This window comes from Corynebacterium suranareeae, assembly GCF_002355155.1.
Taxonomy (GTDB): domain Bacteria; phylum Actinomycetota; class Actinomycetes; order Mycobacteriales; family Mycobacteriaceae; genus Corynebacterium; species Corynebacterium suranareeae.
The window spans coordinates 774,884-789,716 of sequence record NZ_AP017369.1; the positions used below are offsets into that span (position 1 = coordinate 774,884).

The following is a 14,833-nucleotide window of genomic DNA, read 5'->3' on the forward strand; positions in this document are numbered from 1 at the left end:
CTGAAGAAATATTGTTCAACAGAGTTTTAGAACAGGTCGATTTGCGCTAAGCAGTGCATAATTAATCGCATGACTCGACTTTTTGGAACTGATGGCGTCCGCGGACTAGCCAATGAAGTACTCACCGCACCTTTGGCTTTGAAACTCGGTGCAGCAGCAGCCCACGTACTCACTGCAGAAAAGCGCGTGGATGGGCGTCGCCCGGTTGCGATTGTTGGTCGAGACCCTCGAGTTTCTGGAGAGATGCTCGCAGCAGCGCTTTCAGCAGGTATGGCCAGCCAGGGTGTTGATGTCATTCGCGTCGGTGTTATCCCAACCCCCGCCGTTGCATTCCTCACCGATGATTATGGTGCGGATATGGGCGTGATGATTTCTGCGTCGCACAACCCAATGCCTGATAATGGCATCAAGTTCTTTTCGGCAGGTGGACACAAACTCCCTGATGATATTGAAGATGAAATTGAGCGCGTTATGGACAGCTTGCCTGCTGAGGGGCCAACGGGGCACGGAATTGGTCGTGTGATCGAGGAAGCGCCAGATGCTCAAGATCGCTACCTAGACCACCTTAAAGATGCGGTCCCAACGTCTCTTGAAGGCATCAAAGTGGTTGTAGATGCTGCTAACGGAGCAGCCAGTGTCGTGGCTCCTAAGGCATATGAGGCTGCAGGGGCAACAGTCATTGCCATTCACAATAAGCCAGACTCCTACAACATCAACATGGATTGTGGTTCAACCCATATCGATCAGGTTCAGGCCGCAGTTTTGAAGCATGGTGCTGATCTTGGTTTGGCACACGATGGCGATGCTGACCGATGCTTAGCGGTAGACAAAGACGGCAATATTGTTGATGGCGATCAGATCATGGCTCTTTTGGCCATCGCTATGAAAGAAAACGGCGAACTTCGCAAGAACACCCTGGTGGGCACCGTCATGAGCAACCTTGGTCTAAAGATCGCGATGGATGAAGCGGGTATTACTCTGCGAACCACCAAAGTGGGTGACCGCTACGTGCTGGAAGACCTCAACGCAGGTGGATTCAGCCTTGGTGGAGAACAGTCTGGCCACATTGTTCTCCCAGATCATGGCACCACAGGTGATGGAACCTTGACAGGTTTATCCATCATGGCGCGCATGGCTGAAACCGGAAAATCCCTAAGCGAGTTGGCGCAAGCAATGACGGTACTGCCACAGGTTCTGATCAATGTGCCAGTTTCTGACAAATCCACCATCGTTTCCCACCCAAGCGTCGTTGCAGCAATCGCTGAAGCAGAAGCGGAGTTGGGTTCTACCGGTCGAGTGCTTCTTCGCGCTTCGGGCACTGAGGAACTTTTCCGCGTCATGGTTGAGGCTGGCGATAAGGAACAGGCACGCCGCATCGCAGGACGTCTTGCTGCTGTGGTTGCAGAAGTTTAGTTCACCTCTCGTGGGCTATATAAAACTCACCAAAAGTGATTGTATGGCCCCCATTCGCTGGTCAATGAATGCACCTCGGGGGAAGCTAGTACAACTTTTAAGAAAAATTTTCTGCGAATAGGGAACCTAAACGCCTTTAAAACAGTCAAACCATAGTGAAGGGCAAAATCACTGCCACGAAGCTGATATTGGTTGACACATTGTTAAAAAAAGGGGGAATTTTAGGTGTCTGGATTCGAACTAAAAATAGAAGAAACCTTAGCTACGCTGCGCGGACTTTTGGGGGAAACCGCGCAACAGCACAGTAAACATCGGCAACAAGTCCCGCACTTTTCACCATCGGCCTCTGGCCGAGGTTTTAGCGCGCAGGGCCGGGCCTTGGCGGAAATGTTTGAGGGGCTGCACCGTGGCGTCGAAAAGCGTATCGACGCTTTCACCCACACAACCCAAGCCGCCGCAGAAGAAGTTAAACGATTTGGCGATGCCGACCGCGTGTTTGGCGCTGGATTTGATGGGATTGAACCGAAGTGAATGATCCTTTAACCGGCTACGGAGCAGCAGTTTCCACGCTACAAAACGCAAGTGCAGGACTGTACCTCGGGCCCTCGAAATCCGAAAGCTACCTGCGCGGAATATACCAATCCATTGAAGGACTAAACACTGGCTCGTTAAGAGAAGCCGCCCAAGTAGCAGCAGGTGGAACAAACGAAGCCAGAATCCAAGGATGGCTAGGCCCGCTGGTGAAATTCTTCGGAACAGTCGGCGGAGGAATGATCGCCTCCGAGATAGCTGAGCGGGCAATTGACTGGTTTAAAAACCGCAACGATGTAGAAGAAGTAAGCGACGCTGCAGGTAAAGCCGCAGATGCCATTGACACTACCGTTTCTGAATCCGACCAAGGCATGATTCATATCATCCAGCAACTACTGGATATCGTATCGACCTTGGTGAAGGTTTTAGGCAGTATTGATCGAGGAAAATTTCCACAAGAGTTCAGAGACTGCGTGCAAACAGGATCTGATCTTATCGATCAAGCAGGGGACATGCTCGAAGGCGTGTGCGCTGACCGAGACGATGCAATCTCACAGTGCTTCTCCGCGTTGACGGAACATGGAAAACAGGTTTGTGAAACTGAGCAGAAGCCATTGTGCAGTGCAGCTTCTGCGACTTCTGGAGCTTCTGGAGCTTCTGGAGCAGCGGTTTCGTCGGCTTCGTCTGCTAGTAGTGCTGGTGGCTTTGATAGTTCTACGGACACTTCCACTTCAACCAATGGTGAGAAAGACAAAACTGCACCTGCATCTGCGGAGAAACTGGTCGAAAAGCAGGTTGAGAAGCCTGCCGGAAAGCCTGCTGAAAAGCATGAGTGTGAAGACAAACCGAAACCTGAACCAGTCGAGTGTGAGCCGACACCCGCCCCTGAGCCAGAGCCCGAGGAATGCGCGCCGGAACCTGAGCTGGAAGAGTGTGAACCTGAACCAGAGCCCGAGGATGTTTCTGAAGAATCTGATCTGATTGGGAAACTGATCAAGGGTGCTATAGGTATTGGAATTGTTGTTGTAGGTGTGGGATTGCTGGTGAACTTCCTGGAGCAGAGCATACCCATGATTGAAGAACCGCCTGCACCAGAACCTGAGCCGATTCCAGAACCAATTTCTGTAAAACCACTAGAGGCTGACTTAGATAAGGTGGCTGAACCTGCACCAAAGCCAATTCCACAAGCTAATTACACCGCAGCTGCAGCCACCAACTATTCCGCACCTGCTCCTGCTTCCCCAATCGCGCCAGCAGCACCTGAGGTTGAGGAACACCCTGCTCCAGTTGTTAACGTTCACAAAGCTGGCGGGTGGTAGTTGTGGAATACGCAGAATTTCTTCAACAGTTTCGGGAGCGCACAGCAAAGCGGATGGAGGAGTTTGAAAAGGCGATTGCCTCGACTCAACGAAAGCTTGATGACGTAGCGGAAGATGTAGAAAAGAAAAAACAGCCGATTGAGGTGGAGCCTTTGGAGAAGCCAGTTCGGGTGGCACGGCGATCATCAAGAGGCCGGGGACCAGTGAAATCGGTGTTAAGAGAAGCTTAAAGTGGAGTTCCGATTGAGATTTTAGTATTGAGTCGTTTAAGCGACGCGATTTCTACAATGAGTATTTGTATTACTCGGACCCCAAAAGGCGCTTAGAAGCGATTCTAGAAGGGCACTTTTCCAGCGGCAGGTGGTCAGATTTTTCGCGGGAGAAGAGAGCCCAAACATACATGACAAGAATCTTGAAAATCAGAAATCTTGGCACGCCTGTCTGGTTTTGAAAAAGAGACCGCACGATCACGGCTCGCATAGGGGAAGAAGAGCCAACCGGTAGACCTCAGGATTCACATCTGACACGCCAGCCACAGCCAGAACACCCCAAGGCCCCTACGCCAGCGAAACTACTTCTCGTTGAGGAACGCGAATGGAGAGGTGTCCTTTGGGAAGGCGTGCTCTTGGAGTTCCTCGCCGAAGTAGGAGGTAACGTTTTTAGCTTCGGCGTCTGGTTCGGAGAAGGCTTTGTACTTTTTCTCGTCGGCAAGCTGGTGGAGCAGGAATCCTGTGAGAAGACCACGGACGGTTTCTTGTGCTCCCGTTTGTGGTCGACCGATTCCTACGGCAAGTTTGAACATGGTGTCTTCTGAGAAGCCTTGTTGGTTGCCTTTTTCGGATTCGCGGTAGCAGATATCACCAGCCCAGTTTGCAGCTAGTTTTGCAGGTTCACCGGATTCGAATAGCCCAAGGCTGGAGGATCCAATGATTAGGCCGGGAGCTTTCGCTGCGAATGCTGCGTCGATTGCTGATGGTGAAGTTTTCGCTGGATAGATGGCTCCAACGGCGCGCACTAAGTCACGGTTTGCTGAGGCTAATACTGCAGATCCGCCACCCATTCCGTGGCCCACGATACCGAGGCGGCCAGGGCTGACGGTAACTGCGCCGGATCCAAGTTTCACTCCACCGAGAATCTGGATGGCGGATTCAAGATCAGAGGCGAAGCCTTTATGGTCGGGGATGAACCCAGTTTCAGTGTTGGGGGCGGCTACGGCGATGCCCCACGATGCTAAGTGCCTTAACGTTTGGTGATAGTACTTGATGGGTTTCATCCAGTCGTGGCCGAACGCTACACCTGGAATGCCATTTCCTTCTGCGGGGGTGTAGATTTTTCCCGGAATGCCGGCGTAGTTCATATCGCCCACCAGCACGCGGTGCGGTCCACGCTTGGACAGTTTGGATAGGTGTTTGTTCAGATTGTCAGCCACGTGTTCAAGGATAGTTGAAAGCTTCGGCCAATACTGGCACTAACCCTGATACCAATCACATTTTTTGGCAGTGGTGGTGGCACAATAGTTCAACATGAACTTGTTGACCACCAAAATTGATCTGGATGCCATTGCACATAACACGAGGGTGCTTAAAAAGATGGCGGGTTCAGCGAAGTTAATGGCAGTGGTCAAAGCGAATGCCTATAACCATGGGGTGGAAAAAGTAGCGCCGGTTATTGCAGCTCATGGTGCAGATGCTTTTGGTGTGGCCACATTGGCGGAGGCGTTGCAGCTGCGTGAGATCGGTATAGCTCAGGAAATTTTGTGTTGGATTTGGACTCCGGAACAGGATTTTAAAGCCGCACTTGAGCGAAATATTGATTTGGCTGTTATTTCCCCCGCACATGCGCAGGCTTTGATTGATTCTGATGATCAGCCGATTCGGGTGTCCATCAAAGTTGAGACTGGCCTGCACCGTTCAGGTGTGGATGAATCTGAGTGGGAAGCCGTGTTCGATGCATTGGCTGCAGCGCCACACATCGAGGTCACGGGGCTGTTTACGCACTTGGCGTGCGCAGATGAGCCTGAGAATCCAGAAACAGATGAGCAAATAATTGCTTTTCGACGCGCCCTTGCGCTCGCCCGTAAGCACGGGCTTGAGTGCCCGGTCAACCACGTATGCAACTCTCCCGCATTTTTAACACGTTCTGATCTTCATATGGAGATGGTCCGACCAGGTTTGGCTTTTTATGGATTGGAACCTGTGGTGGGACTGGACCATGGTTTAAGGCCGGCGATGACATGGGAGGCGAAGGTGAGCGTCGTAAAGCAAATTGAACCCGGGCAGGGCACGTCCTATGGCCTGACCTGGCGCGCTGAGGATCGCGGTTTTGTGGCAGTAATACCTGCAGGTTATGCCGATGGCATGCCGAGGCATGCGCAGGGGAGGTTCTCCGTCACGATTAATGGTGTTGATTATCCGCAGGTTGGGCGTGTGTGCATGGATCAGTTTGTGATTTCTTTGGGTGAGAATCCGCATGGTGTCCAAGCAGGTGCGCAGGCTGTGATCTTTGGTGAAAATGGGCATGATGCCACTGATTTTGCAGATCGTTTGGGCACCATCAACTATGAAGTGGTGTGTCGCCCGACTGGCCGAACTGTTCGTGAATACATTTAAAGGAGCGTCAATGAAATCTGAGTTTCCGGGGTCCGGTACTAGGCGTTTTGAGACCGCCGCCGATACCCAAAGTTTTGGTGAGGAATTGGGACGCCATTTAGAAGCTGGCGATGTGGTGATTTTGGATGGCCCGCTAGGTGCTGGAAAAACGACATTCACCCAAGGTATTGCGCGCGGATTACAAGTTAAGGGGCGGGTCACATCGCCGACGTTTGTGATCGCGAGGGAGCACCGTTCAGAAATTGGTGGGCCCGATCTCATCCACATGGATGCATACCGATTGCTGGGCGAAGACACTGAAGATGCCGATCCGATCGGTGCGCTGGACTCCTTAGACTTGGACACTGATTTGGATTTGGCTGTGGTTGTCGCCGAATGGGGTGGTGGCTTGGTGGAGCAGATCGCTGATTCCTATTTGTTGGTCACCATCGATCGTGAGACCGCTGTGCAGGAAGATCCTGATTCTGAAGCGCGAATTTTCACTTGGGAGTGGCGCGAAGGGCGCTGAGAAACTTTCCTGCAACGAAATAGTGTGATTCTTTCCGTTTCTGTTGTTTTAGTTTTGGATCTGCGGGATTATAGAAAGTAGTGAAAAGTGAATATTAGTTCTCTAGTTTTCTCTGCCTTCTTGAAGTAAGCCCTATCGCTGGACTGTTTCGTGGGATTACTCTCTGGGGATTGCTCTGTGGGCAAGAAACTTCCTTAACACACAAGGGATGTGATTGTGCATGCTTGATTTCCTAGCTGCGAACCCGCTGATTGCCCTAATTGTCATTTTGGCAATCGGCTTAGCGATAGGACAGATCAGAGTCTTTGGGCTTTCGCTTGGTGCAGCTGCAGTGTTGTTTGTAGCGCTTGCTTTTTCCACTGCAAACATTGACATTGTGATTCCAGTGATCGTGTATCAGCTAGGTTTGGCGATGTTCGTCTATGTCATCGGTTTGTCCGCCGGACCAGCATTTTTCAGTGAGTTCGCCAAAAAGGGCTGGAAACTTACTATTTTCATGATCTTGCTGCTGGTAGCACTCATTGGATTTGCGTGGGTGCTGATCAAAACCCTGAACCTTAATACGGCAATTGGTACAGGCATGTTCACTGGCGCCTTGACCTCCACACCAGGTATGGCAGCAGTGGTTGAACTGATTGAAGGTATCGATCCAAGCATTGCCAGTGATCCAGTTATTGGTTATTCCTTGGCATATCCGGGTGCTGTGCTTGGTTCCATTTTGGTGGCAGCAGTTGGTGCGAAGCTGCTGAAAGTTAATCACCGGGAAGACGCTCGAAAAGAAGGACTGATTACTGCACCATTGGTATGGAAAGGAGTGCAGCTTAAACCAGGAATCACAGGCCGGGTAGGTGATCTTCCACGCCTTGCAGGGGAAAGTATCATTGCTACCCGTATTGTGGACGACCCGCATTCACACCGACTTGCTGACCCCGACCTGCCCATCACCGAAGGCATGGAATTGCTGATCAACGGCACCGAAGAAGCCGTCAACAACGCAATCAAAGCATTAGGCGAAGAACGCGAAACAAAGATTGAAGATACAGAATTAATCTACAAACGCGTCACAGTATCCAACCCGGATGTTGCAGGTAGAACTGTTGCAGAACTTGATACCGTTGCCCACGGATTCATGATCGCACGTATCCGCCAAGGCGATTCAGAAGTTGTTCCACGCCCTGACACGGTGGTCAATTACTCCGATCGCGTTCGTGTGGTGGTGGCTCCAGGCCGTGTGGCTGAGGTACGGAAATTCCTTGGCGATTCTGAAAAATCACTCGCCGATGTCAACTTACTTCCCTTCGCCATCGGCCTTTCTCTCGGCCTGTTGCTTGGCGCCATTCCAATCCCTCTTCCAGGCGGTACCACCATGTCCCTTGGTTTTGGTGGTGGCCCCATCATCGTGGGTCTAATTTTAGGCGCACTCAAACACACCGGACCGTTAACGTGGCAGATGCCTTTCCACGCTAATCGAACGATCTCAACCTTGGGTTTGGCCCTCTTCCTTGCCGGCGTAGGAACCTCCGCGGGTGCAGGTTTTAGAGCAGCGCTTACTGATTCATCCTCACTGATCTACATGGGTGTTGGTCTTCTTATCACCTTGGCATCAGCACTGTTGTGCGCAGTGGTTGGCGTGTGGGTACTCAAGCTGAAGTGGGATGAAGCCATGGGAGTTGCCGCGGGAACAACAACCAACCCCGCGATTATTTCCTATCTCAATGGCCAAACAGGAACAGATCTTGCCAACAGGGGATACGCAACGGTGTACCCCACAGCCATGATTGGAAAAATCCTAGGCGCGCAGTTGTTGTTCTTGCTGCTCTAGTGATGTTTGTGGCTGTGCGTTGGAGAAGGCCTCGAGGTTTTGTAATAGGCGACTTCTTAACGGGCGACTTCACGTACTCAACTTCACGTGGTGCGACTTCGCTGGGCGATGGGCCGATTTCGTAGCGATGTCGCCTGTTAAGAAGTTGAGCACGTGAAGTCGCTACCGTGAAGTCACCCTGTAGAATTTCTGAAGCTGCACCTTGGCTGCTTTAACTTCGAGATCACACCTTCGAGAGCTCGTACTCAATTTCTTATCTTCGAGACCGCTAGGAAAGTCACCCAAAACCGACTGGTATCGAAAGTAAGAAATTGAGTACGCGAAATTGCTAACGAAAAATCGAAACCGAGAAATCGCAGTTAAGGTCTCGACACCGTGAAATCGAACTTAAGAAACCAAGGCATTTACAGCCCGTTTAAGGCCTCTAATTTTTCACATAAGTGTTTGTATCAACAGGGTTCCCAAAGGCCGGGAGGGGAGATTCTGTGGGGTCACTTTTTCTAGGCCCTTTGGGTAGTTTTCACCGCATTTCATCTGGTGACCAAAGCAGCCATCGGGAAGGCCGGTCTTGGTCACATGCAACGGTTATCGGACCAGCAAATTTGATCTAGCGACCAAGATCTCCTTGTTTCACCTATGGATTTGGTCAAATTTGACGATGACTGGAGGTTAACCCGGCCAGATAGCTCGAGAACTAGTCATATTGCGGTGCTTAAGTGGCGAAATCCAGATAGAGAAATCCAGATAGAGATAGAGATTTTCAAATAGTGCTTGATGTATGAGCACTGAATTTCGACACAGCTCTGATTCTTGCTGCTCCAGTAATGGGTGGTGTCCGCCTCTGCGCGTAACCTTGGGTACATGATGAAAACTCTTGGCTCGCTGAACTTAGAAGAAATCACATTAACCTTGCCGTTGACGCAGGATCCTGACGATCAGCGCACGATTGATGTCTTCGCGCGGATTGCTACTCGTCGTGGTGGGGAAGACCTTCCGTATTTGGTGTTTTTGCAGGGTGGTCCAGGTAATGAATCACCTCGTCCGAGTCTTAATCCTTTAAATCCCAGCTGGTTGGGTGTGGCCTTAGAGGAATATCGGGTGGTTATGCTGGATCAGCGTGGTACGGGGCGTTCCACTCCAGTGGGTAATGATATTTTGCAGCAGCCTACTGAAAATGTGGTGGAGTATTTAACCCATTTGCGTGCTGATGGCATTGTGCGTGATGCAGAAGCGTTGCGGGAGCATTTGGGTGTGAAGCAGTTCAATCTTTTAGGCCAATCCTTTGGTGGGTTTACCACGTTGCATTATCTGTCCTGTCATGCGGATTCTTTGGACAAGGTGTTTATCACTGGTGGTTTGAGTGCTATTGATCGCCCGGCTGAAGATGTCTATGCCAATTGCTATAACCGGATGCGGAGAAACTCGGAGGTGTTTTATCGTCGTTTCCCTGAGTTGCGGGAGACTTTCCGCGGGTTGGTTGATCGTGCGCGCGCCGGGGAGATTGTTCTTCCAACTGGTGAGGTGGTTTCGGAATCCCGGTTGCGTTCTTTAGGGCATTTGTTGGGTAGCAATGACGGCTGGTTTGATCTGTATAACCTGCTGGAATTAGATCCAATGTCTAATGCTTTTGTTCATGATTTGGCAGGGTTACTGCCTTTTGGCAATCGAAACCCAATTTATTATGTGCTCCATGAGTCCTCTTATGCCGATGGGGTGGTAACCAATTGGGCTGCTGAGCGCGTGTTGCCGCAAGATTTCCGTGAGGATCCCACGCTGCTAACGGGTGAGCACGTGTTTAAGGAATGGGCTGATACCGTGCCATCACTTAAACCTTGGAAAGACGTGGCCTTAGCATTGGCTCAGCAAGAATGGCCCAAACTTTATGATGCCAAGGCACTAGAAAATTCAAACGCCACCGGAGCTGCAGCAGTGTATGCCAATGATGTGTTTGTGCCGTTGGATTTCTCTTTAGAAACCGCTCAGCACTTGCCTGGCGTGGAGCTTTTTGTCACCAGTCAGCATGAGCACAATGGGCTTCGCGCCAGCCAAGGCACAGTTTTAAAGCACCTTTTCGACCTTGCCCACGGCCGAGAGGTACGCTGATTCTTCGTGTTAGTACTAGCCCTAGACACCTCAACCCCTGATCTCATCGTTGGTATTGTCGATTCCGCCACGGGGACAACGCTTGCCCAAACCATCATCGAGGACACTCGCGCGCACAACGAGCAGCTCACGCCCACCGTTAAAAAGACGCTTCTCGACGCCACCCTAAGCTTTTCAGACCTCGACGCGGTTGTCGTGGGTTGCGGCCCGGGACCGTTTACTGGTCTTCGAGTCGGCATGGTTTCTGGTGCAGCTTTTGGTGATGCCCTAGAAATCCCTGTTTTTGGTGTCTGTTCCCTGGATGCGATTGCTCATAATATTGGTGCCCAAGATATCGCCCATGCTTTGGTTGCAACTGATGCGCGTCGTCGTGAAATTTATTGGGCAACCTACCGTGCAGGTCAGCGCGAACAAGGCCCTGATGTGGTGGCTCCAGCTGACTTGGATATTGGAGGAGATGTTAATGCCATTTCCATTCCATCCCATTTGGTGGAAAAGCTAAGCGTGGATCTCCAGGAAAAAACTCTGCTTCCAGGCAAACCTGCCCCGGCAAGTTTGGTGGCGGTTGCTGATTTAACCGCCACACCCAAGCCTTTGGTTCCGCTGTATCTGCGCAGGCCAGATGCTAAAGAACCCAAACCTAAACCCAAATCCGCAGCCATCCCTGAGGTTGATCTTTCATGAGTGAACAGTTTGAATTGCGAGAGCTTCGCAGGGAAGATGCCCAGCGGTGTGCAGATTTAGAACAAATCCTGTTTCCTGGGGATAATCCCTGGCCACGTGATGTATTTGCTGTCGAGTTTTCTCATCCCACCAATTTCTACATCGGTGCATTTGATGATGATTTCTTAGTTGCCTATGCAGGGCTTGCCATGATGGGGCCAATCGATGATCCAGAGTTTGAAATCCACACCATCGGCGTAGACCCTGATTATCAACGAAAAGGTCTGGGGCGGGTACTCATGGATCAAATGATGCACGCAGCAGACAGCCACGATGGCCCGGTGTTTTTAGAAGTTCGAACTGACAATGTGCCAGCAATTTCTATGTATGAATCCTTTGGTTTCAACACTCTTGCGGTAAGAAAAAACTACTACCGCCCCTCAGGTGCAGATGCCTACACCATGCAACGTCCACGTCTTAGCGACCGCAACAAGCAATCGCAATAAAATCAAGGAAGCAACATGATTGTTTTAGGAATTGAAAGCTCCTGCGATGAAACAGGCGTGGGAGTAGTCCAGCTGGATAGCCAAGGAAACCTAGAAATCCTTGCTGATGCAGTGGCATCCTCTATGCAGGAGCATGCACGTTTCGGTGGTGTTGTGCCAGAAATAGCATCCCGGGCCCACCTGGAATCTATGGTCCCCGTGATGCGTGAAGCGTTGAGGGAGGCGGGCGTCGATAAGCCAGATGCAGTAGCCGCAACCGTGGGGCCTGGTTTGGCGGGCGCACTGCTGGTGGGGGCGAGCGCTGCGAAAGCGTATGCGGCCGCGTGGGATGTGCCGTTTTATGCAGTCAACCACCTGGGCGGACACGTAGCTGTGGCCAATTTGGAAGGTGAAACTTTGCCACATTCGGTGGCGTTGTTGGTTTCTGGCGGACACACTCAGCTCCTTGAGGTAGAAGCGGTGGGCTTGCCCATGAAGGAATTGGGCTCGACGTTGGATGATGCCGCAGGTGAGGCCTATGACAAGGTCTCTCGTCTGCTGGGCTTGGGCTACCCGGGTGGGCCAGTGATTGATAAATTGGCGCGCCGGGGAAATCCAGAGGCCATTGCGTTTCCTCGAGGATTGATGAAAAAGTCCGATTCGCGTCATGATTTCAGCTTCTCTGGGTTAAAAACTGCCGTTGCCCGTTTTGTGGAAGCAGCAGAGCGAAACGGTGAAGTTATTTCCGTGGAAGATGTGTGTGCTTCTTTCCAGGAAGCCGTGTGTGATGTGTTGACGTTTAAGGCTGTGCGCGCGTGTCGTGATGTGGGCGCGAAGGTGTTGTTGCTCGGTGGTGGCGTGGCAGCCAATTCGCGTTTGCGTGAGCTCGCGGAGGAGCGTTGCGCTAAGGCTGGGATCGAATTGCGGGTGCCTCGTTTCAATTTATGCACCGATAATGGTGTGATGATAGCGGCGTTGGCGGCGCAAAGGATCCATGAAGGTGCCAAAGAATCACCAATTTCGGTAGGAACTGATCCTTCTTTGTCCGTTGAGACCCCACAGGTGTTTTAAACATTTACTATTAAACCCATGAAACCAGTCTTCTCCGTGGACCAAATCCGACGTGCAGAAAACACACTTCTTGGGCTCCAAGCAGACCCGGATGAGTTGATGATTTCAGCTGCATCCGCGGTGGCAGATGTAGCTTTGGCGATGCTCGACGGGCCTGCACCTGCCACATCCGAAGAGGAATCTGTGCTGTTGTTGGTAGGTCCCGGTGGCAACGGCGGAGATGCGTTATATGCAGGCGCTTTCCTTGCCGAAGAGGGGCATCACGTGGATGCACTGCTGCTGGGAAACGGGAAAGTTCACCAATCTGCGTTGGCGTATTATGAGTCGCTGGGTGGGCATATCATTGAGGATTTCCCGCCACATAACCTCTATCGCCTCGTCATTGATGGGCTGTATGGCATTGGCGGTAGGGGAGGGCTGTCGCCGGAGTTGGCGGTGTTGGTGGAGTCCTTTTCCTCCTCTGGTATTTCGATTTTGGCTATCGATACCCCGTCTGGCGTTCATGCTGATACCGGCGAGCTGCCGCCCGGGGTGATAGTGACCGTTGAGGGTTTTGATGATGACGCCCCCATGGCGCGGCAAAAAGTGGCCACCCACATCAACGCAGACGTCACCATCACCTTCGGTGGTTTGCGCCGAGCACACGCGGTCAGTCCTGCGTGCGGTGAGGTCTTGCTGGCCGATATCACCATTGCCGGTGGTGGCGGTAAGTCGTTGTCTGCTGAATTAGCCCACGTCCAGACGTCAGATGCCACACCTCAGATGTTTGCCTCAACCGCGTGGAACAAACCTGATTCCCTTTATGAACAGGCGAATCTCAAAGTGACGGCTCCGCACCTTCAGCAGATTGGCCAGCATTTCACGGTCTTGAATATGGAACCTGGCCCAGATCATGACAAATATAGCGGCGGAATTGTCGGTATCGTTGCTGGTAGTGATACGTATCCTGGGGCAGCTGTATTGGCGGTTAAAGCAGCGGTGCGTGCAACAAGTTCGATGGTGCGCTACGCCGGGCCGGCGGTGAATTTCGTTTTACAGGTGCTGCCGGAGGTCGTCGCAACGCGTTCTGTGGAGTCCACGGGCCGCGTGCAAGCCTGGGTACATGGACCCGGACGTGGGCTGGACGCGGAGCAATCCGCCGAGCTTGGGCAGTTGCTCAACCGGCCGGAGCCATTGCTTATCGACGCCGACGGCCTCACATTACTCCAACTCTCAGCGGAGCTGCGGCTAGCACTGACTAAGCGCACAGCACCCACAGTGCTAACTCCTCACAAAGGTGAGTTTGAGCGTATTGCTAAGGAGTTGCGTTCGGAAGGGGTTTCGATCCCCAACGCGCAAACTGATCCGATCGGTGCAGCGCAAGCATTAGCCAAAGAGTTTGATTGTTGTGTTTTGCTGAAGGGAAAATTCACAGTTGTTGCAGCGCATGACTTTGTGCATGTGGTCAACGCAGGACATTCGTGGTTGGCAACACCAGGTTCCGGAGACGTGTTATCGGGACTCATTGGTGCGCATTTGGCACAAAGCTATGCGGAGCTGAATCGGCTGCCAGAATTTTTCCCTGATGTCGTGTTGTCTGATTCCGCGATTTATACCCAAGTTGCCCCTGCGGTGACCATTCATTCTGTCGCTGCTGCTTTGTCTGCGCAGACCGAATTTGGCCCAGCCCCCACATCTGCTGGCTTGATCGCAGAAGCCATCCCTGCTGCCACCGCGAAGGTTGATTTCAAACGAATTCTTTAGCAGCACATGAATTTGAAATGAATTCTTGAGCTTCAAGTGGCCGGGATGGGTAACGCACGGTTTATTGAGAGGCATGACCCATGGATTTCTTGTGAACCCAGACCTTACCCATCGCGCAATTGATTTTGATTTGGAAAATGCAGCGAAGTTCCTCGGTGGCGCTGACGACGGCCGCGTTGCTGTTGCTTTCCAAGAAGATGGCACCTTATATGCTGCGCTTTACAGCGCGGAAGCAAAAAATGAAGGTGCGGCAGCTAACCCAGTGGCATCACTGGGCCGAAACGCAGCAGCAACCGGCGACGGTTCATTCTTCTCTGATCCCTCCACCGCCATTTGCGGTTCAGTGATTTTTGTTGGTGCTGAAGGCCAGGACATTACGTTGGATGAAATCGAACGCGTTAAAGACGGCATCCGTGCTGCGCGTAACTATCGTGACGATTATCCAGAAGAGTTCCAACTGTGGCGGAACGCGGTGTATAACCTGCGCACAGCTTGATGTTTGCCTCCTGTGTGAATTTTTAGCACCCTCAACAGTTGAGTGCTGGCACTCTCAGGGGTAGAGTGCC

General features: G+C 51.8%; 14 protein-coding genes. 13 read left to right on the top strand and 1 reads right to left on the bottom strand.

What is annotated here, in order from left to right:
- Positions 1 to 69 precede the first annotated feature (69 nt).
- The 4 genes from glmM to N24_RS03740 all read left to right on the top strand — a co-directional run bounded on the left by glmM (position 70) and on the right by N24_RS03740 (position 3,493).
- A complete protein-coding gene (gene glmM / locus N24_RS03725) occupies positions 70 to 1,413 on the top strand; it encodes a phosphoglucosamine mutase (protein WP_096454449.1) in 1,344 nt (447 codons plus the stop codon).
- A gap of 225 nt (positions 1,414 to 1,638) precedes the next feature.
- Positions 1,639 to 1,944 (top strand): hypothetical protein, encoded by a 306-nt coding sequence (locus N24_RS03730; RefSeq protein WP_096454451.1) that lies wholly within the window; start codon positions 1,639 to 1,641, stop codon positions 1,942 to 1,944.
- A complete protein-coding gene (locus N24_RS03735; protein WP_096454453.1) occupies positions 1,941 to 3,263 on the top strand; it encodes a hypothetical protein in 1,323 nt (440 codons plus the stop codon). Before N24_RS03730 ends, N24_RS03735 begins: the two co-directional genes overlap by 4 nt.
- A gap of 2 nt (positions 3,264 to 3,265) precedes the next feature.
- Complete coding sequence (locus tag N24_RS03740) at positions 3,266 to 3,493, top strand: hypothetical protein (RefSeq protein WP_231910853.1); 228 nt, start codon at positions 3,266 to 3,268, stop codon at positions 3,491 to 3,493.
- 341 nt (positions 3,494 to 3,834) lie between these two features.
- On the opposite strand, the gene N24_RS03745 is transcribed toward N24_RS03740, so the two are convergent.
- Positions 3,835 to 4,692 (bottom strand): poly(ethylene terephthalate) hydrolase family protein, encoded by an 858-nt coding sequence (locus tag N24_RS03745; protein ID WP_096454457.1) that lies wholly within the window; start codon positions 4,690 to 4,692, stop codon positions 3,835 to 3,837.
- A gap of 94 nt (positions 4,693 to 4,786) precedes the next feature.
- On the opposite strand from N24_RS03745, the gene alr reads away from it, so the two are divergent.
- The 9 genes from alr (at position 4,787) to N24_RS03790 (ending at position 14,763) form a co-directional block, all read left to right on the top strand.
- Positions 4,787 to 5,872 carry an alanine racemase gene (gene alr, locus N24_RS03750; protein WP_096454460.1) on the top strand — a complete coding sequence of 362 codons (1,086 nt, stop codon included), beginning with the start codon at positions 4,787 to 4,789 and terminating at the stop codon, positions 5,870 to 5,872.
- A 10-nt stretch (positions 5,873 to 5,882) separates the two neighbouring features.
- Positions 5,883 to 6,380 carry a tRNA (adenosine(37)-N6)-threonylcarbamoyltransferase complex ATPase subunit type 1 TsaE gene (gene tsaE / locus N24_RS03755; protein WP_096454462.1) on the top strand — a complete coding sequence of 166 codons (498 nt, stop codon included), beginning with the start codon at positions 5,883 to 5,885 and terminating at the stop codon, positions 6,378 to 6,380.
- Positions 6,381 to 6,600: 220 nt separating this feature from the next.
- Positions 6,601 to 8,202 (top strand): aspartate:alanine exchanger family transporter, encoded by a 1,602-nt coding sequence (locus tag N24_RS03760; RefSeq protein ID WP_096454464.1) that lies wholly within the window; start codon positions 6,601 to 6,603, stop codon positions 8,200 to 8,202.
- A gap of 861 nt (positions 8,203 to 9,063) precedes the next feature.
- Positions 9,064 to 10,305, top strand: coding sequence for an alpha/beta fold hydrolase (locus N24_RS03765; protein WP_096454466.1), 1,242 nt, complete (start codon positions 9,064 to 9,066; stop codon positions 10,303 to 10,305).
- 6 nt (positions 10,306 to 10,311) lie between these two features.
- Entirely contained in the window at positions 10,312 to 10,989 is a 678-nt protein-coding gene (gene tsaB / locus N24_RS03770) for a tRNA (adenosine(37)-N6)-threonylcarbamoyltransferase complex dimerization subunit type 1 TsaB (RefSeq protein ID WP_096454468.1), read from the top strand.
- On the top strand, positions 10,986 to 11,474 hold the full coding sequence (rimI, locus tag N24_RS03775; protein WP_096454470.1) for a ribosomal protein S18-alanine N-acetyltransferase: 489 nt from the start codon (positions 10,986 to 10,988) through the stop codon (positions 11,472 to 11,474). The genes tsaB and rimI overlap by 4 nt, the downstream gene beginning before the upstream one ends.
- Positions 11,475 to 11,489: 15 nt before the next feature.
- Entirely contained in the window at positions 11,490 to 12,524 is a 1,035-nt protein-coding gene (gene tsaD / locus N24_RS03780; RefSeq protein ID WP_096454472.1) for a tRNA (adenosine(37)-N6)-threonylcarbamoyltransferase complex transferase subunit TsaD, read from the top strand.
- A gap of 18 nt (positions 12,525 to 12,542) precedes the next feature.
- A complete protein-coding gene (locus N24_RS03785; RefSeq protein ID WP_096454474.1) occupies positions 12,543 to 14,267 on the top strand; it encodes a bifunctional ADP-dependent NAD(P)H-hydrate dehydratase/NAD(P)H-hydrate epimerase in 1,725 nt (574 codons plus the stop codon).
- A gap of 73 nt (positions 14,268 to 14,340) precedes the next feature.
- Positions 14,341 to 14,763 carry a hypothetical protein gene (locus tag N24_RS03790; RefSeq protein WP_096454476.1) on the top strand — a complete coding sequence of 141 codons (423 nt, stop codon included), beginning with the start codon at positions 14,341 to 14,343 and terminating at the stop codon, positions 14,761 to 14,763.
- Positions 14,764 to 14,833 lie beyond the last annotated feature (70 nt).